Origin of the sequence: Streptomyces sp. NRRL S-340 (assembly GCF_000720185.1) — a bacterium.
In the GTDB taxonomy this organism is placed as follows: domain Bacteria; phylum Actinomycetota; class Actinomycetes; order Streptomycetales; family Streptomycetaceae; genus Streptomyces.
Genome location: NZ_JOIY01000021.1, coordinates 105,126 through 122,944 on the forward strand (window position 1 = coordinate 105,126; position 17,819 = coordinate 122,944).

The window sequence follows — 17,819 nt, forward strand, 5'->3', positions numbered from 1 at the left end:
CCCTGCCTCAGTCGCAGTCGCGGCAGATCGGCTGACCGTTCTTCTCGCGGGCCAGCTGACTGCGGTGGTGCACCAGGAAGCAGCTCATGCAGGTGAACTCGTCCTGCTGCTTGGGCAGCACCCGGACGGCCAGCTCCTCATTGGAGAGGTCCGCTCCGGGAAGCTCCAGGCCTTCGGCGGCCTCGAACTCGTCGACGTCCACAGCGGAGGTCGACTTGTCGTTCCGCCTGGCCTTCAGCTCTTCAAGGCTGTCCGAGTCGACGTCGTCGTCGGTCTTGCGTGGAGTGTCGTAATCGGTTGCCATGTCGCTCTCCCCCTCTGGGTGTCTGCGGGTGTCTCCAGCGCACGTAACGCGTGAGAGGCCGGACTTGTGCCCGACCCGAGGCGGAGATTTTGCCTCACATCAAGGTCTGTTACTCAATCGACACCCAACCGCACTCCTCAAGAGTGATCGGCTTGGATGGCGATGGGGACCGTACACGGTTCGAATGGTGCACTTCAAAGCGGTCTCACCGTGTACTTCCCGTGATCAGGACCCCTGAAAACCCGGATTTTTCCGACTTTTCGCCGCCCTCCATGATCACAGACCGTAGACGGCCGGAAATCAGTCCATGTGATCGATCACACAGGAAGAGGTTGGTAAGGGGCCCCGAAAATTCCGCGTAGAGCGAACACCCTCATGGTGTTGCCGCCATGGTCTCAGACGGGCAGGGTGACCCGCATCACGAGCCCTCCCCCCTCGCGGGGCTGGGCCGCGATGTGCCCGCCGTGCGCCCGCGCCACGGAACGCACGATGGACAGCCCGAGGCCGACACCCTTGTCGCTGCCGGTGCGCTCGGTACGCAGCCGCCGGAAGGGCTCGAAGAGGTTGTCCACCTCGTACGCCGGGACGACGGGGCCCGTGTTCGTGACGACCAGGACCGCCTGCCCGTGCCCGACGTCCGTGGTGACCTCCACCCACCCGTCCTCCGGGATGTTGTAACGCACCGCGTTCTGCACCAGGTTCAGGGCGATCCGCTCCAGCAGCACGCCGTTGCCCTGGACGACGGCGGGCTTGCGCTCGCCGCGGATCCGCACGCCCTTGGCCTCCGCTTCCCCGTGCACCTGGTCGATCGCCTGGGAGGCGACCTCGGCCAGGTCCACCGGCTTGCGCTCGACGATCTGGTTGTCGCTGCGGGCGAGCAGCAGCAGGCCCTCCACCAGCTGCTCGCTGCGCTCGTTGGTGGCCAGCAGGGTCTTGCCGAGCTGCTGCAGCTCCACGGGCGCCTGCGGGTCGGACAGGTGCACCTCCAGCAGCGTGCGGTTGATCGCCAGCGGGGTGCGCAGTTCGTGCGAGGCGTTGCCCACGAAGCGCTGCTGGGCGGTGAAGGCCCGCTGCAGCCGCTCCAGCATGTCGTCGAAGGTGTCCGCCAGTTCCTTCAGCTCGTCGTCCGGCCCGTCCAGCTCGATCCGCCGGGACAGGTCGGAGCCGGCCACCGCGCGGGCGGTGCGGGTGATCCGGCCCAGCGGCGCCAGGACCCGGCCGGCCATCGCGTAGCCGAAGGCGAAGGCGATGACGGCCAGACCGAGCAGGGCGAGCAGCGAGCGGCTGAGCAGGTCGTCCAGAGCGTGCTGGCGCTGCTGGTTCGCACACTCGTTCATGGCGTGGTTCAGCTCGTCCGCCGTCGTCGGGTTCGGGAAGTTGCAGGTCTGACTGGAGACCTGACCCGAGACGATCTTGAACGGCAGTTCACTGCCGACGTTCAACGCGTTGGCCGCGAGCAGGTAGATGATCGACAGCAGCAGGATGCCGGCGATCAGGAACATGCCGCCGTACAGCAGGGTGAGCCGTATCCGGATGGTCGGGCGCAGCCACGGGAAGGGCGGTTCCGGCCTGCGCGGGTCCCAGGTGGGCTTCGGGGGCGCCTCGGGCGGCGCGGGTGACGCTGCCACGGCCGATCAGATCCGGTAGCCGGAGCCGGGCACGGTGACGATCACCGGGGGCTCGCCCAGCTTGCGGCGCAAGGTCATCACGGTGACGCGCACCACGTTGGTGAACGGGTCGGTGTTCTCGTCCCAGGCCTTCTCCAGGAGCTGCTCGGCCGAGACCACCGCGCCCTCGCTGCGCATGAGGACCTCCAGGACGGCGAACTCCTTGGGGGCCAGCTGGACCTCCCGGCCGTCGCGGAAGACCTCGCGGCGGTTGGGGTCGAGCTTGATCCCGGCGCGCTCCAGGACCGGCGGCAGGGGCACGCTGGTGCGCCGGCCGAGGGCACGCACGCGTGCCGTCAGCTCGCTGAACGCGAAGGGCTTGGGCAGATAGTCGTCGGCGCCGATCTCCAGGCCCTCCACCCGGTCGCTGACGTCACCGGAGGCGGTGAGCATCAGCACGCGGGTGGGCATGCCCAGCTCGACGATCTTGCGGCAGACGTCGTCGCCGTGCACGAGCGGGAGGTCGCGGTCGAGGACGACCACGTCGTAGTCGTTGACGCCGATGCGTTCCAGGGCGGCCGCACCGTCGTACACGACGTCGACGGCCATGGCCTCCCGGCGCAGTCCGGTGGCCACCGCATCGGCGAGCAGCTGCTCGTCCTCGACGACGAGTACGCGCACGTCGCTTGTCCTTCCTGTGTCCGCCCGCGCGGCGCCGCCAGGGCGCACGCGGGCAGGGATCTTCGTGGGTGTGTTGCCTCCATCCTGCCCTTTTCGGCCATAAGTCGGCTGTAAGCCGGGGAAGCGGGGACCGTGAGCGGCGTGTGGGAAGCGGGTGCGCGGGGCAGGCGGCGGACGGGAATGCGGAACTTTCTCGGGCGGTTGAGGTTTCCGGCACCGGGAGCTGGGGGAGGACGGCTTTACACCCCGCGATCACGCTCTGCATGTACCGCACCACCATGCGGTACGTCGCGATCCGCTTCCGCAGAGTGGGCGTGGGTGTCCGGCACCGTCGCCGCCCGGCAGGGCAGCGCTGGGCACCTGATGGAGACGTGATCGCCCCTTCCCGACGGCACACCCCCGTGCCACCGACCCACGACCCAGGACGAGGGGGCGCAGCATGGACGCATTCACCGCAGGACTTCTGCAGCGCATAAAGGCGACCGAGTCCGACCTGACGCGGGCTCGTGACGAGGGCGACGACTTCCTCGTCGAGGTGGAGCTGGCCGAACTCGACGACCTGCGCCGCCTCGCCGCCGAACACGGTGTGGAGGTCGCCGTGTCCGGCGTCTGATCAGCCTGCACGCGTGACGGGGCCCCGGCGAATCCAGCGCCGGGGCCCCGTTCGCGTCGTTGTGCTCGTTCGCCTTCGAGGCGCTCGAGCCGCTGCCGGGGCGGGCGCCCCGCAGGCGGCCGAGCCGTCACGTCCCGTCGTGCCAGGCGCCGAAGTCCTCCAGGAGGCGCTGGAGGGGCTCGAAGACGCCGGGGGTGGCGGCGATCGTCAGCTCGCGGGAGACGCGCTCCTGGGGGCGGCCACCGGTCAGCGCGCCCGCCTCCCGGGCGATCAGGTCACCGGCCGCGTAGTCCCAGGGGTTCAGACCCCGCTCGTAGAAGCCGTCGAGGCGGCCCGCGGCCACGTCGCACAGGTCGATCGCGGCCGAGCCGCCGCGCCGGATGTCGCGGACGAGCGGGATCAGCCGCGCGGCGACCTCAGCCTGGTGGGCGCGGACGTCGGCGACGTAGTTGAAGCCGGTGGAGACCAGTGCCTGGTCCAGCGGGGCGTCCGCGCGGCAGGCCAGTTTGCGCTCACCGGCCCAGGCACCGGAGGCCCAGGCGCCCCGGCCGCGCACCGCGCGGAAGGTCTCCCCGCGCATCGGCGCGGCCACGACCCCCACCACGGTCTCGCCGTCCTGCTCCGCCGCGATGGAGACGGCCCAGCTGGGCAGCCCGTAGAGGTAGTTCACGGTGCCGTCGAGCGGGTCGACGACCCAGCGGATGCCGCTGGTGCCCTCGACGGCGGCGCCCTCCTCGCCGAGGAAGCCGTCGTCGGGGCGCCGGTCGGCGATCAGGCCGGTGATCAGTTTCTCGGCCGCGATGTCCATCTCGGTGACGACGTCGACCGGGCTCGACTTGGTGGCGGCCACCCCGAGGTCGGCCGGGCGGCCGTCCCGGAGCAGGTCACAGGCGCGGGCGGCGGCCTGGAAGGCGAGCTGGAGCAGTTCCGTGTGCAGGGCGTCGGTCACGGTGGTTCCTCACGCGTAGGGGCTGTCGGCGCCCGCGGCGGCGGGACGCGGGGCGCGGGCCGGGCAACAGCCCACCGGGCAGAGGTCGTGGCTCGCGCCGAGCGCGCCGAGGGCACAGGGCGTGACCTGCCGCCCGCTCTCGGTGGCGGCACGTTCCAGGACCAGGTCGCGCACGGCGGCGGCGAAGCGGGGGTCGGCACCGACGGTGGCCGAGCGGCGCACCGGCAGGCCCAGTTCCCCGGCCTTGGCCGTGGCCTCCGTGTCGAGGTCGTAGAGGACCTCCATGTGGTCGGAGACGAAGCCGATGGGTGCCATGACGACGGCGGGGACCCCGGCCGCGTGCCGCTCCTCCAGGTGGTCGCAGATGTCGGGCTCCAGCCACGGGATGCGCGGGGCGCCGGAGCGCGACTGGTAGACGAGCTGCCAGGGGTGGTCGACGCCGGTGCGTTCGCGGACCGCGCCGGCGATCAGCCGCGCCACGTCCAGGTGCTCGCGGACGTACGCCCCGCCGTCGCCGTGCTCCCCGGCCGGGCCGGAGGTGTCGGCGGCCGAGGTGGGGATGGAGTGGGTGGTGAAGGCGATGTGGGCGCCGTCGCGGACGTCGTCGGGAAGGCCGGCCAGGGACTCGATCACGCCGTCGATCATGGGTTCGACGAAGCCGGGGTGGTTGAAGTAGTGCCGCAGCTTGTCGACCCTCGGCAGCTCCAGACCCTCGGCCTCCAGGGCCGCCAGGGATTCGGCGAGGTTCTCCCGGTACTGGCGGCAGCCCGAGTAGGAGGCGTACGCGCTGGTGGCGAGGACGAGGATGCGGCGGCGGCCGTCGCGGACCATGTCCCGCAGGGTGTCGGTCAGGTAGGGCGCCCAGTTGCGGTTGCCCCAGTAGACCGGCAGGTCCAGGCCGTGCTCGGCGAAGTCCTTGCGCAGGGCGTCCAGCAGGGCGCGGTTCTGGGCGTTGATGGGGCTGACCCCGCCGAAGAGGAAGTAGTGCTGCCCGACTTCCTTCAGGCGTTCGGTGGGGATGCCGCGCCCGCGCGTCACGTTCTCCAGGAACGGGACCACGTCGTCCGGCCCCTCCGGGCCGCCGAAGGAGAGCAGGAGCAGGGCGTCGTACGGAGTGGCATCGAGCGCGTCTGACATGTCTCGATCCTGCCACCCTGCACCGACGGCCGGACCCCCGACCCGCACGACCGCGACCCCCGGCCCGCACGACCCTGCGCCCCCGGCCCGCGGGACCGACGCACCCCTGCCCGTGGGGCCGGTGCGCCGCCGGCCGCATATCCGGATGCGGCGGGGGCCGGCCGGGCCGTAAGCTGTATCAGCTTCTTTCACGCCTTACCGGATCCCCGGAGACCCTGTGCCCAGCCCGTACCGCGCCCTGTTCGCCGCTCCCGGCTCCAAGGGCTTCTCCGCCGCGGGTTTCCTCGGCCGGATGCCGCTGTCGATGATGGGCATCGGCGTGGTCACGATGATCTCCCAGCTCACCGGCCGCTACGGGCTCGCGGGCGCGCTGTCGGCCACCATCGCACTGGCCGCAGCGGCGATCGGACCGCAGATATCCCGCCTGGTCGACCGGCACGGGCAGAGCCGGGTGCTGCGCCCGGCGACCCTCGTCTCGCTGGCGGCGGCGGCCGGGCTGCTGCTGGCCGCGTACTTCCGCTGGCCGGACTGGGTGCTGTTCGTGTGCGCGGCCGGGATCGGTTCGGTGCCGTCGCTGGGGGCGATGGTCCGCGCGCGCTGGGCGGCGCTGTACCGGGGCACCCCGCAACTGCACACCGCCTACTCGTTCGAGTCGGTGGTGGACGAGGTCTGCTTCATCTTCGGACCGATCGTCTCCATCGGGCTCTCGACGGCCTGGTTCCCCGAGGCGGGGCCGCTGCTGGCCGCCTGCTTCCTGGCGGTGGGCGTCTTCTGGCTCACCTCCCAGCGGGCCACCGAACCCGAGCCGCACCCGCGCGAGCAGCACGGCGGCGGCTCGGCGCTGCGCGCCCGCGGGCTCCAGGTGCTGGTGGCCACCTTCGTGGCGACCGGGTCGATCTTCGGGGCGGTGGACGTGGTCACCGTGGCCTTCGCCGACGAGCGGGGGCACAAGGGCGCCGCCAGTGTCGTGCTCGCGCTGTACGCGGCGGGTTCGTGCACGGCGGGCGTGCTGTTCGGCCTGCTGCGGCCGTCGGGAGCGCCCGCCCGCCGCTGGCTCCTGGGCGTCTGCACGATGGCCGTGAGTATGATCCCCCTCCTACTGGTCGGAAACCTGCCGTTTCTGGCCGTGGCGCTGTTCGTTGCGGGCCTGTCGGTCGCTCCCACGATGATCACGACGATGGCCCTCGTCGAAGAGCACGTACCGCGCGCGCACCTGACCGAGGGCATGACCTGGGTGAGTACCGGGCTGGCGGTGGGAGTGGCGCTGGGTTCGTCGGTGGCCGGCTGGGTGATCGACGCGGCCGGCGCGCGCTCCGGGTACGGGGTCCCGGCGGTGTCCGGGGCCGTCGCGGTCGCGGTCGGTTTCCTCGGGTACCGCCGGCTCAGCAGGCCGGCTCCGGGTCGGGGAGGCTCCGTTGGGCAGCACGGCGAGCGCGAAGAACGGCATATGGCGTAACTGGGGCGGGAACGTCCGCTCCCGTCCCGCGCGGGAGGTGACGCCCGCGTCGGTGGACGAACTGGCCGCGGCCGTGCGGCGGGCCGCCGAGGACGGTCTGCCGGTGAAGGCGGTGGGCACCGGCCACTCCTTCACGTCCATCGCCGCCACCGACGGGGTCCTGGTCCGCCCCCGGCTGCTGACCGGCATCCGCGGCATCGACCGCGAGGCCATGACCGTCACGGTGGAGGCGGGCACCCCGCTCAAGCGGCTGAACGTGGCCCTCGCGCGCGAGGGGCTGTCCCTCACGAACATGGGCGACATCATGGAGCAGACGGTGTCCGGGGCGACCAGCACCGGCACCCACGGCACCGGCCGCGAGTCGGCCTCCCTCTCCGCCCAGATCAAGGGCCTGGAACTGGTCACGGCCGACGGTTCGGTGCTCACCTGCTCCGAGAAGGAGAACCCGGAGGTCTTCGCGGCCGCCCGGATCGGCCTGGGCGCGCTCGGCATCGTCACGGCGATCACCTTCGCCGTCGAGCCGGTCTTCCTGCTCACCGCACGCGAGGAACCGATGCCCCTGGACCGGGTGCTGGCGGAGTTCGACCAGCTCTGGGCGGAGAACGAGCACTTCGAGTTCTACTGGTTCCCGCACACCGGCAGCACCAACACCAAGCGCAACAACCGCAGCGCGGGCCCCGAGGCGCCGGTGGCGCCGCTGGCCGGCTGGATCGAGGACGAGTTCCTCTCCAACGGCGTCTTCCAGGCGGCCAACTGGGTCGGCCGCGCGGTGCCCGCCACCGTCCCCGCGATCGCCCGCCTCTCCAGCCGGGCGCTGTCGGCCCGGACGTACACCGACATCCCGTACAAGGTCTTCACCTCGCCGCGGCGGGTGCGGTTCGTGGAGATGGAGTACGCCGTCCCGCGGGCGGCGCTGACGGACACCCTGCGCGAGCTGAAGGCGATGGTGGACCGCTCGGGTCTGCGCGTGAGCTTCCCGGTGGAGGTGCGCACCGCGCCCGCCGACGACATCGCCCTGTCCACGGCGTCGGGGCGGGACAGCGCCTACGTGGCGGTCCACATGTTCCGCGGCACGCCCTACCAGCGGTACTTCACCGCCGCCGAGCGGATCTTCACCGCGCACGAGGGCCGGCCGCACTGGGGGAAGATCCACACCAGGGACGCCGAGTACTTCGCCCGGGTGTATCCACGTTTCGGTGAGTTCACCGCGCTGCGGGACCGGCTGGATCCGGAACGCCGTTTCCGGAACGACTACTTGCGGAGGGTGCTGGGGCAGTAGCCGAGGCGCCGGGCGCGGGGGCCGTTCCGCCGGTGCCCGGCGTGCCGTCCGGGCCAGAGCCCGGGTCCGGACCTGAGCCCGCCCCCGAGTCGGTGCCCGATCCGGCGGGCGTCCTGCCCCCGGAACCCGTGCCCGTGCCGTCCGTGCTCCTCGTGCCGGTGTGCGCGCCGCTGTCCGGGATCGGCGTCGGGGTCCCGGTCGCCCCCTGTCCGGGGCCGCCGGAGACACCCGCACCCGGCGACGCCCCGTCATCCGTTCCGGTGGTTCCCGCCGGCGAGCCGGACGGCTCCGGGGTGTCGCCGCCGGACGGCGCCGCCTTCCCCCGGTGGCCCGTCACGGCGTCGCCGACCGTGGTGCCGCCGCGGCCGCTGAAGCTGCTGCCCGACACCAGTTCGTACGCGGTGATCCCGGCCATGGTGACGCCGAACACCAGGGCCGCCGCGATCACCGGCCGCTTCCAGCTCTTGACGCGGGCCCGGTAGACCGTGCCCTCGGAGAACTCGCCGGGGGCCGGTGCCCCGCCTCCGGGGGCCGGTGCCGCGCTGATGCCGTCCGTCCCGGCGACCGGACGGACGGAGACGGTCGCGGTGCGGATCTGCTCGCCGGTGCGCCGGAAGAAGTGCTGGAAGACCGAACCGCCGCAGGTGGCGACCACACTGACGACGCCCGCCCCCAGGATCGTGCCGTAGACACCGAAGTACGAGGCGAGTTTCGCGGCGACCACGGCGGCCACCGCGCTGCCCGCGACCTGGGCCACGCTCAGGTCGATCCGCCGCCTCCTCACCTCCTGCCCCGTACTCGGCTCGTCACCGCTCTCGGGCCTTTCACGCATACCCGGACCTTGCCTGCCTTTCCCGCACATGACCGACCTTCGGGATCTGATCGGCCGACTGCACGAGAAAGGGACGTACGGACGAAACCGTTAGTTCCGTTTCTGGTGATTACGTGAAGTACGCCACGTTCATGATCGATAAAACGGGTCAGGGACGGCCAAGTCCCTCCCCTTGCCAGAAGTTGGGCGGCGCGCCGATCCACGCACGTGGCCCGAATGGAGTACTGTTGCGAGCCCTGGGTCCGGCCTCCCGCCGGGGTGTCCGAGACCTGCTGGACCGCCGGGAGGGGGCTGGTTGCACAGGGTGACGCGGTTGGTCACTGAGCGTTGTGAACAGGTAACCGTGCCATAACGGCGTTCCAGGGCCCGCGCCCGACACGCCGGGCAACTCGGCAAGGTTGTGGCAGGCTGCACCCGGGCAGGCCACACTCGACTAGCGGAAGCAGCGACGCACGTGACGTCGGCAGGCACCACCCGGGAGGTCCCCATGCCCGAACTGCGTGTCGTGGCCGTCTCCAATGACGGCACACGGCTGGTGCTGAAGGCTGCGGACAGCACGGAGTACACGCTTCCCATCGACGAACGGCTCCGCGCCGCCGTGCGCGGCGACCGTCCCCGCCTCGGCCAGATCGAGATCGAGGTGGAGAGCCATCTCCGCCCCCGCGACATCCAGGCGCGGATAAGAGCAGGCGCGACCGCGGAAGAGGTCGCCCAGCTCGCCGGCATCCCCGTGGACCGCGTGCGCCGCTTCGAGGGCCCCGTGCTGGCCGAGCGCGCCTTCATGGCCGAGCGTGCCCGCAAGACCCCGGTCCGCCGCCCCGGCGAGAACTCCGGCCCGCTGCTCGGCGAGGCCGTCCAGGAACGGCTGCTGCTGCGCGGCGCCGAGAAGGACACCGTGCAGTGGGACTCCTGGCGCCGCGACGACGGCACCTGGGAGGTCCTGCTGGTCTACCTGGTCGCGGGCGAACCGCACTCGGCGAGCTGGACGTACGACCCGCCGCGGCGGCTCGTGCAGGCCGTCGACGCGGAGGCGCGCGCCCTGATCGGCGAGTCGGACGACCTCGGCGCACCGGAGCCCAGCTTCCCGTTCGTGCCCCGCATCGCCCGGCTGCCCCGCGACCGCCCCCTGGACCGGGAGCGTGACCGGGACCGCGACCGTCCCGCGCTGCCGGCGCAGTCGCTCGAACCGGCCGCGGAGAGCACGGGCGAGCGCGATTCCCTGACCAGCCTGCTGGAGGCGGTACCGAGCTTCCGCGGCGACCTGGTGGTGCCCGAGCGCACCCCGGAGCCCGTGGACGAGCCCGACGAGGAGGCGGCGGTGGAGGAACCGCCCGCCCCCGCGGCGTCCGCCGGAGCCGGTTCCGCCTACGCGGACGTGCTCATGCCCCGCTCGGTGGGCAGCCACCGCGACCGCCTCGTCGGCGCGACCGACCGCCAGGCCGAGGCGGACGGTGTCCGGCCAGGCCGCCGGGCCGCCGTCCCCAGCTGGGACGAGATCGTCTTCGGCACCCGCCGCAAGAAGCAGGAGTAGCGGGCCCCCGCGTACGGGGTCCAAGGCCCCGGCGTACAGGGTTCACGGGGCTCAGGGCCGCGCGACCGGCGCGGCCCTCCCCGGCGTACGCGCCGCCCGCGCCTACTGCGGGTCGGCTCCCACCGCCACCGGCCGGGACGGGTCCGAGGACCACTCCGACCACGAACCCACGTACAGGGCCGCCGGGATGCCCGCCACGGCCAGGGCCAGCACCTCGTGCGCGCCGGAGACGCCCGAGCCGCAGTACACGCCCACGTGCGTGCCCTCGGCCGCGCCCAGCGCCCGGAACCGCTCCCGCAGCACACCCGCGGGCAGGAAACGCCCGTCGGGGCCCACGTTCTCGGTCGTGGGGGCGGACACCGCGCCCGGGATGTGGCCGCCGACGCGGTCGACGGGCTCCACCTCACCCCGGTAGCGCTCCCCCGCGCGCGCGTCGAACAGGACGCCGGAGCGGGCCAGTTCCCCCGCGGCGTCGGCGTCCAGCAGTTCCAGGGCGCCGGGCGAGGGCGTGAAGTCGCCCTCGGCAGGTTCGGGAACCGCCGTCTCCAGCGGACCGTCCCAGGCCGCCAGGCCACCGTCCAGGACCCGTACGTCGGGATGCCCGGTCCAGCGCAGCAGCCACCAGGCGCGCGCCGCCGCCCAGCCCTGCCCGCCGTCGTACACGACGACCGGCCGGCCGGCGCTGACCCCGGCGCGGCGCATCGCCGCGCCGAACTCCGCGGTGGCGGGCAGCGGGTGGCGGCCGTGCGCGCCCGGCGCGGAGGCGAGTTCACGGTCGAGATCCACGAAGACGGCGCCGGGGACATGCCCGGCCGCGTGGGCGGCACGCCCGTCGAAGGGCGGCTCCCCGGCGGCCCTGGCGAGACTGAGCTGCCAGCGGACGTCGAGCAGGACCGGCGGGTTCGGCCCCCCGAGGGCCGCCGCCAGATCGGGTGCGGAGATGATGGCGTTCATGGTCACCATCCTCGCGCACGGGGTGGCCGTCGCGTCCCGGTCCCGCTACTCTGCTCGGCCGGACAGGTCCGATCACCAGGCGTACGGGATCGGCCACATGCTGTGCGCTCGATCGACATCCGCCGGCAAGCGCGCCGAAACGGTCAGGACACCGCACAGGGGGCATCCTCCGGTCGTCGACCGGGGTCCGGGGAAGAGCGGAAGCGACACGGCCACCGCGAGGGGCCGGAGAAGAGAGTGACGATGACTCAGGCACCGGAGCCGGCCGCACGGGACGTCCGGACACCCGCCCGGCACACGCCCGGCGCACCCTGCTGGGTGAGCCTGATGGTCCACGACATGACGGCGACGCAGGCCTTCTACGGGGAGCTGTTCGGCTGGGAGTTCGAACCGGGTCCGCCCCAGCTCGGTCCCTACGTGCGCGCGCTGCAGGACGGGCGGCAGGTGGCGGGCATCGGCCTGCTCCCGCCGGACCGGCACCTGCCCGTCGCCTGGACCCCGTACCTCGCCTCGGACGACGTCGATCTGACGGCCGAAACGGTACGGCTGTGCGGCGGCACGGTCGGGGTCGGGCCGCTCGACGCGGGGGAGGTCGGCCGGCTCGCGCTGGGCTGTGACCCCTCGGGGGCGGTCTTCGGCGTCTGGCAGATGCCGCCCGAGCGCGGCCCCGACGCCGGCGGGGTGCCCGGTACGCCCGTCTGGAACGAACTGCGGACGTACGAGACGGCGAACGTCGCCAAGTTCTACGGGACGCTGTTCGGTTACGAGGAGCGGCGCGCCGGGAACGGCGCGGGTGCGCAGGCCGCCGACCACGTGACCCTGTACCTCGACGGCCGCCCGGTCGCCGGGATCCTGGGCATCGGCCCCGCCCTGCGGCACGACGGGGGTTCGCACTGGACGACGTACTTCGAGGTGGACGACGTGGACGCGGCGCTGGAGCGCGTGACCGCGCTCGGCGGGCGCGTCCTCGCCGCGCCCGCGGAGACGGCCCACGGCCGGGCGGCCGCGGTCGCTGACGGCGAGGGGGCCCGGTTCACGCTGGTGCACAGCGGACACTGACCGTGGCGCCCGCGCCGTCAGTCGTGTGAGGGGACCGTGCACTCCGCCCAGACGGTCTTGCCCGGTCCGTCCGGACGCGGGTGCCGGTCCCAGCGGGTGGCCAAGTGCGCGACGAGGAGCAGGCCGCGGCCGGACTCCGGCGCGCCGTCGCCGTCCCCCGGCGGGACCGGGTGGCGCGGAAGGCGTTCGGCGCGGGCGTCGGTGACCTCCACCCGGACCGTACGGTCCTCGGGCGTGTACCGGAGGCGGAGACGGAAGTCCCGGCCGGGTACGTGACCGTGCCGCACGGCGTTCGCGGCGAGTTCGGCCACGATCAGCACGACCGTGTCGTGCGCTTCGGTGTCGTACGGGACACCCCATGCGTCCAGGCGGACGGCTGCCAGACGGCGGGCGAGGCGCGCCCCGCGGGGTGTGGAGGTGAAGCTCATCTCGAAGTCCGTGGCCACGCTGCCGCCGGTGGGGGCGGTCGGTCTCGTCGTCATGCCGGTCACTGTCCTGCCGGGACGCACGGCGTGACCAGGGGTGACGCTGCGACAGGGCGTGCCTGTACGCGCCGTGTCCCCGCGCGTCGGAGCCGTGCGCCGTGACGCCGCCGTGTCCGACGGCGTTGGGGCAGAGGAGGCGGTGATGCGCATGACCGAGCGCGAGGGCGCGGAGGCGGGGGCGGAGGCCGGGCAGCGGCCCGGGGACGAGGCGGGGCGCGGTGTCGTCACCGCGTTCGGGCAGACCCTGAAGACGCTGAGGCTGCGGGTGGGCCTGGAACGCGAGGAGTTCGGGCGGCAGCTCGGGTACTCGGCGTCCACGATCGCGTCGTTCGAACAGGGCCGCCGGATTCCGTCCCCCCGGACCATCGAGCGGGCCGACGAGGTTCTGGAGGCGGGGGGCTTGCTGTGTCTGTGGAAGGAGCAGGTGGAGCGGGCTCAGTATCCGGCGTTCTTCCAGGGGATGGCGGTGTTGGAGAAGGAGGCTGTTGAACTCGTCTCGTACAGCATGCCGGTGCTCAACGGCCTGTTGCAGACCGAGGGTTACATGAGGACGCTTCTGGCGATGAGGCGGCCCCCACTGGACGAGGAGACCATCGAGCAGCGTGTAGCGGCACGAGTGGCCCGGCAGGACATCTTCCAGCGTCGCCCGGCTCCGTTCCTCAGCTTCGTCCTCGACGAATCACTTCTGCGACGTCCGTACGGAGGCAGGGCGGTGTTGCGCGAGCAGCTGCAACATCTGTTGCTGGTGGCAGAGATGCGCAACGTCGAGATCCAGGTCATACCGCTCGACCGTGAGGACAACGCGGGCGTGAACGGACCGTTCACCGTCGTCACACGCAAGGACGGCAAGAAGTTCGTGTATGCAGAGGCACGAGGGATCGGCTCCCTGGAGACCGACCCGGAGCAAGGGGTCCTGGCCGCCGCACTCTATGGGATCATCCGATCGCAGGCTCTCAGTCCGCGAGAGTCAACGGAGTTCATCGAAGGGTTGCTGGGAGAGCTATGAACACCGCCGAGTCCTCGATCGTCGCCTCCGGCCTCACCTGGCACAAGAGCAGCTACAGCGGAACCGAGGGCGGTGAATGCGTGGAGGTCGCTGACGCTGCGGCTGCTGTCCACGTCCGGGACTCCAAGGCCGTCGCCGGGCCCGTGCTCACCGTCTCGCGTGACGCCTGGGCCGGGTTCGTCGGACTGGCGCGGCGCGCCTGACGCTTCGAAGTTCACCGAAGGGCTGATGGGATCGCCATGAACACCGCCGAGTCCTCGATCGTCGCCTCCGGCCTCACCTGGTACAAGAGCAGCTACAGCGGAGCCGAAGGCGGTGAATGCGTGGAGGTCGCTGACGCTGCGGCTGCTGTCCACGTCCGGGACTCCAAGGCCGCCGCCGGGCTCATGGTCACCGTCTCGCGTGAGGCCTGGGCCGGGTTCGTCGGGTCGGTGCGGCGCGGCTGACGCTTCAGCGGCGGGTGCCGGGTTCCACCGGGAGGACGTCCGGTGACAGCGCCCCCGCCCGGGCGGAGGCCGCCGTCATGCGGCGGCGGTGGTGGCGGCGGCACAGGACCTCGTAGCCCACCTCGTCCTCGGACTGGTTGACGTCGCCGACGACCACCTGGGCACCCTCGACGACCATGACGCCGCCCACCGTGCGGGCGTTGTGCGTGGCGCGGGCGCCGCACCAGCACAGGGCCTCGACCTGGAGCACCTCGACCCGGTCGGCCAGTTCGACCAGGCGCTGGGAGCCGGGGAACAGCTTGGAGCGGAAGTCGGTCGTGATGCCGAAGGCGTAGACGTCGATCTCCAGGTCGTCGACGACGCGGGCGAGCTGGTCGATCTGCTCCGGGGCGAGGAACTGCGCCTCGTCGGCGATCACGTAGTCGGCCCGGCCGCCCCGGGAGAGGTGGTCGACGAGGTAGGCGTACAGGTCGACACCGTCCTCGACCTCCACCGCGTCCGTGACCAGGCCGAGCCGTGAGGACAGCTTGCCCTCGCCCGCCCGGTCGTCGCGGGTGAAGATCATGCCGGCGAGGCCGCGCGCCGAGCGGTTGTGCTCGATCTGGAGAGCCAGTGTCGACTTCCCGCAGTCCATGGTTCCGGAGAAGAACACCAGCTCGGGCATGAGGGGGCGGGCACCTTTCGGCGAGGTCGGTGAGGGAAGGGGGGGCGGAAGCTTCAGGAGCGTACTTCGAGGAGCGGGACCAACTGCTCGGCAGGGGTCATCGAGCCGTGGTTGCCGGCCATCGAGGACTCCTTGGGTTCCCGCTCGGAGGCGATGAGCAGGACGTCGTCCCGGGCCGCCGCGACGACGTCGCCGATCCGCGCGTACACGCGCTCGTCGATGCGCGGACCGAACCAGCCGGCCTCGATCGCCTCGTCGCGCGAGGCCACCCAGAACTGCTCGCCGAGCACCTCGCGCCAGCAGGTCAGCACGTCGCCCGCGGCGCCGGGCACCGCGTAGACGTGGCGGGCGCGGCCCTCGCCGCCGAGCAGGGCGACGCCCGCCCGCAGCTCCCAGTCCTCGTCGAAGTCGAGGCGGTGCTCCTCGTCGAACGGGATGTCGACCATGCCGTGGTCGGCGGTGACGTAGAGGGCGCTGCGCGGCGGAAGCTGCTCGGCCAGGCGCTGGACCAGCCGGTCGACGCACATCAGCTGGCCGCGCCAGGCGTCGGAGTCCACCCCGTAGCGGTGGCCGGCGCCGTCGAGTTCGGAGTAGTACGTGTAGACGAGGGCGCGGTCGGCGGCGGCGAGCTGCCCGGCCGCCACGTCCATGCGGTCCTCGCCGGTCAGCCGTCCCAGGAAGGTGCCGCCGCTGAGCGCGACCTTGGTCAGCGGGGTGTTCTGGAAGGTCGGGGAGGAGACCTGTGCGGCGTGCACCCCCGCACGGTGGGCCAGCTCGAAGACCGTGGGGTACGGCTGCCAGGCGCGCGGGTCGGTGTACGGCTGCCAGCGCAGCTGGTTCATCAGACCGCCGGTGGCCGGGTCGCGCACCGTGTAGCCGGGCAGGCCGTGCGCGCCCGGGGGCAGGCCGGTGCCGACGGAGGCGAGGGAGGTCGCGGTGGTGGCCGGGTAGCCGGCGGTGAGCGGGCGGCCGGTGCCGCCGCGCGAGCTGCCCAGCAGGGAGGTCAGGAAGGGCGCCTCGTCGGGGTGCGCCCTCAGCTGCTCCCAGCCGAGCCCGTCGATCAGGAAGACGCAGGCGCGGTCGGTGGGGGTCAGCTCGCCGATCGCGGCCGTCGTCTCCGGTACGCCCATGCCCGCGGCCAGCGTGGGCAGCAGGTCGGCGAGCGAGCCCGAGCCGTACTCGGGGACGGGCGCGGAGGCGACGGCCAGGGGCTCGGGGTGGTCCCAGGCGGTGGGCTGTGCCGACATCAGCGGGTGACGTCCGCGGTGGCCTCGGAGATGGCCTGGGCGAAGTCGAGGGCCTGGCGCACGGTCTCCGGACCGTCCCCGGCCTCGCTGACGCGCAGGCTCAGGTCGTCGGCGGTCGAACTCCCGGTGTAGCCGTGGTCGGCCTCGCAATTCGGGTCGCCGCAGGCGGCGGGCTCCAGGTCGATGCGGGAGACGGCGCCCCAGCCGATGGTGAGGACGACCTCGCGCGGCGGGGTGCCCGGCTTGTACTGCTCCGGGTTGGCGACGACCCGGCTGACCACGACCGACGAGATCCGGCCGATCTTGACCGACTCGGTGGACGTGGTGGCGTACGGCGTCGGGGAGGTGCTGTCCTCGGCCTGCTCGTCGGTGTGGCTGACGATGAAGCGGTTGCCGGTGAGGACGAGCACCGTGACGTGCCGCCGTACCTCGTTCTGGTCGAAGGTGGTCTCCTGGTGGACCAGGTACGACCGGATGGGCTCGCCGCCCACGGCGGCCTCCACCGCCTCGGCCACGAGAGCCGGGTAGTAGCCGCTGCGTTCGATCGCCGCCCGCAGCCCCTGGGTCGTCGTACTGGTCTTGGCCATGCCGTCCATCCTACGGGGAGGCACTGACTGCGAGGCACCGTCGGTGCGGGGGATCCGGTCAGTAGACCGGGAGGGTGCGCGGGCCGAGGTCGTCGCGGACGGGCGGGGGCGCGAGGCGCACGCTCGCGCCGAGCACGCTCAGCCCGCGCGGGGCGACGACGACCGGCTCCAGGGTGACCGCGACGACCTCGGGGTGGTCGTCGACCAGGCGGGACACCCGCAGCAGCAGTTCCTTCAGGGCAGGCGTGTCGACCGGCGCCGAGCCGCGCCAGCCGAAGAGGAGGGGGGCCGTCCGGATCGAGCGGATCATGGAGGTGGCCTCCGGGTCGGTGACCGGGACCAGGCGGTGCGCCATGTCGTCGAGCAGCTGGGAGGCGGCTCCGGCGAGCCCGAAGGAGAGCACCGCACCGGCCGCCGGGTCGATGACGGCCCGGACGACGGTGTCGACGCCGCGGGGTGCCATCGTCTGCACCACCGGCCGCACTTCCTGCGGGCTGCCGAACAGGCCCGTCAGTTCCGCGTAGGCACGCCGCAGTTGTTCCTCGTCGGCGAGGTCGAGGCGCACGCCGCCCAGGTCGGCGCGGTGGCGCAGGTGCGGGGCGGTGGCCTTCAGGGCGACCGGGTAGCCGAGGACGCGGGCGGCTTCGGCGGCGGCGTCCGGGGTGGACGCGGGGACGGCCCGGCGGACGTGGATCCCGTAGCGGCCGAGCAGCTCGCAGGTCTCCTCGGTGCCGAGGGTGAGGCCCTGCCCGCGCGCGAGGAGCCCGCCGATGAGGGCGGCGGCACCCTTCTCGTCGATGTCGTCGTACTCGGGCACCTTGCCGGGTTCGGCCGCCTCGCGCCGCCACTGGCCGTACCGCACGGCCTCGGCGAGGGCCCGCACCGCACGCTCGGCGGCGGGGTAGGCGGGGATGAGCCGCGGACCGCCGCCCGACGGGACGGGGGCGGGGGGCGCGGGGAGCGGTGCCGGGCGGAAACCGGG

20 protein-coding genes are annotated in these 17,819 nt (G+C 72.6%); 8 read left to right on the forward strand and 12 right to left on the reverse strand.

From position 1 onward, the window contains the following. Window positions 1-7: 7 nt before the first annotated feature. From IG64_RS18315 to IG64_RS18325, 3 genes are all read right to left on the reverse strand, one after another. Window positions 8-304: a DUF4193 domain-containing protein gene (locus IG64_RS18315; protein WP_005481602.1), complete on the reverse strand. Its 297-nt coding sequence runs from the start codon at window positions 302-304 to the stop codon at window positions 8-10. A 395-nt stretch (window positions 305-699) separates the two neighbouring features. Beyond that, window positions 700-1,932, reverse strand: coding sequence for a sensor histidine kinase (locus IG64_RS18320; RefSeq protein WP_037857458.1), 1,233 nt, complete (start codon window positions 1,930-1,932; stop codon window positions 700-702). Between the two features lie 6 nt (window positions 1,933-1,938). Further along, the gene (locus tag IG64_RS18325) at window positions 1,939-2,592 is read right to left on the reverse strand and encodes a response regulator transcription factor (protein ID WP_028424348.1); all 654 of its coding nucleotides are present in this window, start codon (window positions 2,590-2,592) and stop codon (window positions 1,939-1,941) included. 439 nt (window positions 2,593-3,031) lie between these two features. Here IG64_RS18325 and IG64_RS41610 point away from each other — a divergent pair, with 439 nt between their 5' ends. Next, window positions 3,032-3,205 carry a hypothetical protein gene (locus IG64_RS41610; protein ID WP_199811615.1) on the forward strand — a complete coding sequence of 58 codons (174 nt, stop codon included), beginning with the start codon at window positions 3,032-3,034 and terminating at the stop codon, window positions 3,203-3,205. 127 nt (window positions 3,206-3,332) lie between these two features. On the opposite strand, the gene IG64_RS18330 is transcribed toward IG64_RS41610, so the two are convergent. Both IG64_RS18330 and IG64_RS18335 read right to left on the reverse strand, forming a co-directional pair. Then, on the reverse strand, window positions 3,333-4,154 hold the full coding sequence (locus tag IG64_RS18330) for an inositol monophosphatase family protein (protein ID WP_037857463.1): 822 nt from the start codon (window positions 4,152-4,154) through the stop codon (window positions 3,333-3,335). A gap of 9 nt (window positions 4,155-4,163) precedes the next feature. Beyond that, window positions 4,164-5,291 (reverse strand): ferrochelatase, encoded by a 1,128-nt coding sequence (locus tag IG64_RS18335; protein ID WP_037857465.1) that lies wholly within the window; start codon window positions 5,289-5,291, stop codon window positions 4,164-4,166. A 217-nt stretch (window positions 5,292-5,508) separates the two neighbouring features. Between IG64_RS18335 and IG64_RS18340 the strand changes: the two genes are divergently transcribed. Continuing rightward, window positions 5,509-6,747 (forward strand): MFS transporter, encoded by a 1,239-nt coding sequence (locus IG64_RS18340; RefSeq protein WP_037857468.1) that lies wholly within the window; start codon window positions 5,509-5,511, stop codon window positions 6,745-6,747. Then, window positions 6,707-8,026: a D-arabinono-1,4-lactone oxidase gene (locus IG64_RS18345; RefSeq protein WP_037857471.1), complete on the forward strand. Its 1,320-nt coding sequence runs from the start codon at window positions 6,707-6,709 to the stop codon at window positions 8,024-8,026. The genes IG64_RS18340 and IG64_RS18345 overlap by 41 nt, the downstream gene beginning before the upstream one ends. Here the strand turns inward: IG64_RS18345 and IG64_RS18350 are convergent. Further along, a complete protein-coding gene (locus tag IG64_RS18350) occupies window positions 7,950-8,858 on the reverse strand; it encodes a hypothetical protein (protein WP_037857474.1) in 909 nt (302 codons plus the stop codon). The genes IG64_RS18345 and IG64_RS18350 overlap by 77 nt on opposite strands. A gap of 487 nt (window positions 8,859-9,345) precedes the next feature. Here IG64_RS18350 and sepH point away from each other — a divergent pair, with 487 nt between their 5' ends. Then, entirely contained in the window at window positions 9,346-10,389 is a 1,044-nt protein-coding gene (gene sepH / locus IG64_RS18355; RefSeq protein WP_037857475.1) for a septation protein SepH, read from the forward strand. 102 nt (window positions 10,390-10,491) lie between these two features. Here the strand turns inward: sepH and IG64_RS18360 are convergent, their stop codons facing one another. Beyond that, window positions 10,492-11,343: a sulfurtransferase gene (locus IG64_RS18360; protein ID WP_037857476.1), complete on the reverse strand. Its 852-nt coding sequence runs from the start codon at window positions 11,341-11,343 to the stop codon at window positions 10,492-10,494. A gap of 243 nt (window positions 11,344-11,586) precedes the next feature. Here IG64_RS18360 and IG64_RS18370 point away from each other — a divergent pair, with 243 nt between their 5' ends. Continuing rightward, a complete protein-coding gene (locus IG64_RS18370) occupies window positions 11,587-12,402 on the forward strand; it encodes a VOC family protein (RefSeq protein ID WP_037857479.1) in 816 nt (271 codons plus the stop codon). Between the two features lie 17 nt (window positions 12,403-12,419). Here the strand turns inward: IG64_RS18370 and IG64_RS18375 are convergent, their stop codons facing one another. After that, a complete protein-coding gene (locus tag IG64_RS18375; RefSeq protein ID WP_234438546.1) occupies window positions 12,420-12,884 on the reverse strand; it encodes an ATP-binding protein in 465 nt (154 codons plus the stop codon). Window positions 12,885-13,035: 151 nt separating this feature from the next. Between IG64_RS18375 and IG64_RS18380 the strand changes: the two genes are divergently transcribed. From IG64_RS18380 to IG64_RS18390, 3 genes are read left to right on the forward strand one after another with little or no spacing between them, the layout of a single operon-like run. After that, a complete protein-coding gene (locus IG64_RS18380; protein ID WP_037857527.1) occupies window positions 13,036-13,893 on the forward strand; it encodes a helix-turn-helix domain-containing protein in 858 nt (285 codons plus the stop codon). Beyond that, entirely contained in the window at window positions 13,890-14,096 is a 207-nt protein-coding gene (locus IG64_RS18385) for a DUF397 domain-containing protein (protein WP_037857481.1), read from the forward strand. The genes IG64_RS18380 and IG64_RS18385 overlap by 4 nt, the downstream gene beginning before the upstream one ends. A 36-nt stretch (window positions 14,097-14,132) precedes the next feature. Next, complete coding sequence (locus tag IG64_RS18390; RefSeq protein WP_037857483.1) at window positions 14,133-14,339, forward strand: DUF397 domain-containing protein; 207 nt, start codon at window positions 14,133-14,135, stop codon at window positions 14,337-14,339. 4 nt (window positions 14,340-14,343) lie between these two features. On the opposite strand, the gene IG64_RS18395 is transcribed toward IG64_RS18390, so the two are convergent. The 4 genes from IG64_RS18395 to IG64_RS18410 all read right to left on the reverse strand — a co-directional run. Beyond that, the gene (locus tag IG64_RS18395) at window positions 14,344-15,003 is read right to left on the reverse strand and encodes a thymidine kinase (protein WP_037857484.1); all 660 of its coding nucleotides are present in this window, start codon (window positions 15,001-15,003) and stop codon (window positions 14,344-14,346) included. A gap of 53 nt (window positions 15,004-15,056) precedes the next feature. Then, a complete protein-coding gene (locus tag IG64_RS18400; RefSeq protein ID WP_037857486.1) occupies window positions 15,057-16,250 on the reverse strand; it encodes an alkaline phosphatase family protein in 1,194 nt (397 codons plus the stop codon). Continuing rightward, window positions 16,250-16,846 carry a DUF5998 family protein gene (locus IG64_RS18405; protein ID WP_037857488.1) on the reverse strand — a complete coding sequence of 199 codons (597 nt, stop codon included), beginning with the start codon at window positions 16,844-16,846 and terminating at the stop codon, window positions 16,250-16,252. The genes IG64_RS18400 and IG64_RS18405 overlap by 1 nt, the downstream gene beginning before the upstream one ends. Window positions 16,847-16,895: 49 nt before the next feature. Next, window positions 16,896-17,819, reverse strand: a 924-nt coding sequence (locus IG64_RS18410) for an acetate--CoA ligase family protein (protein WP_037857489.1), incomplete at its 5' end; no start/stop codon positions are given.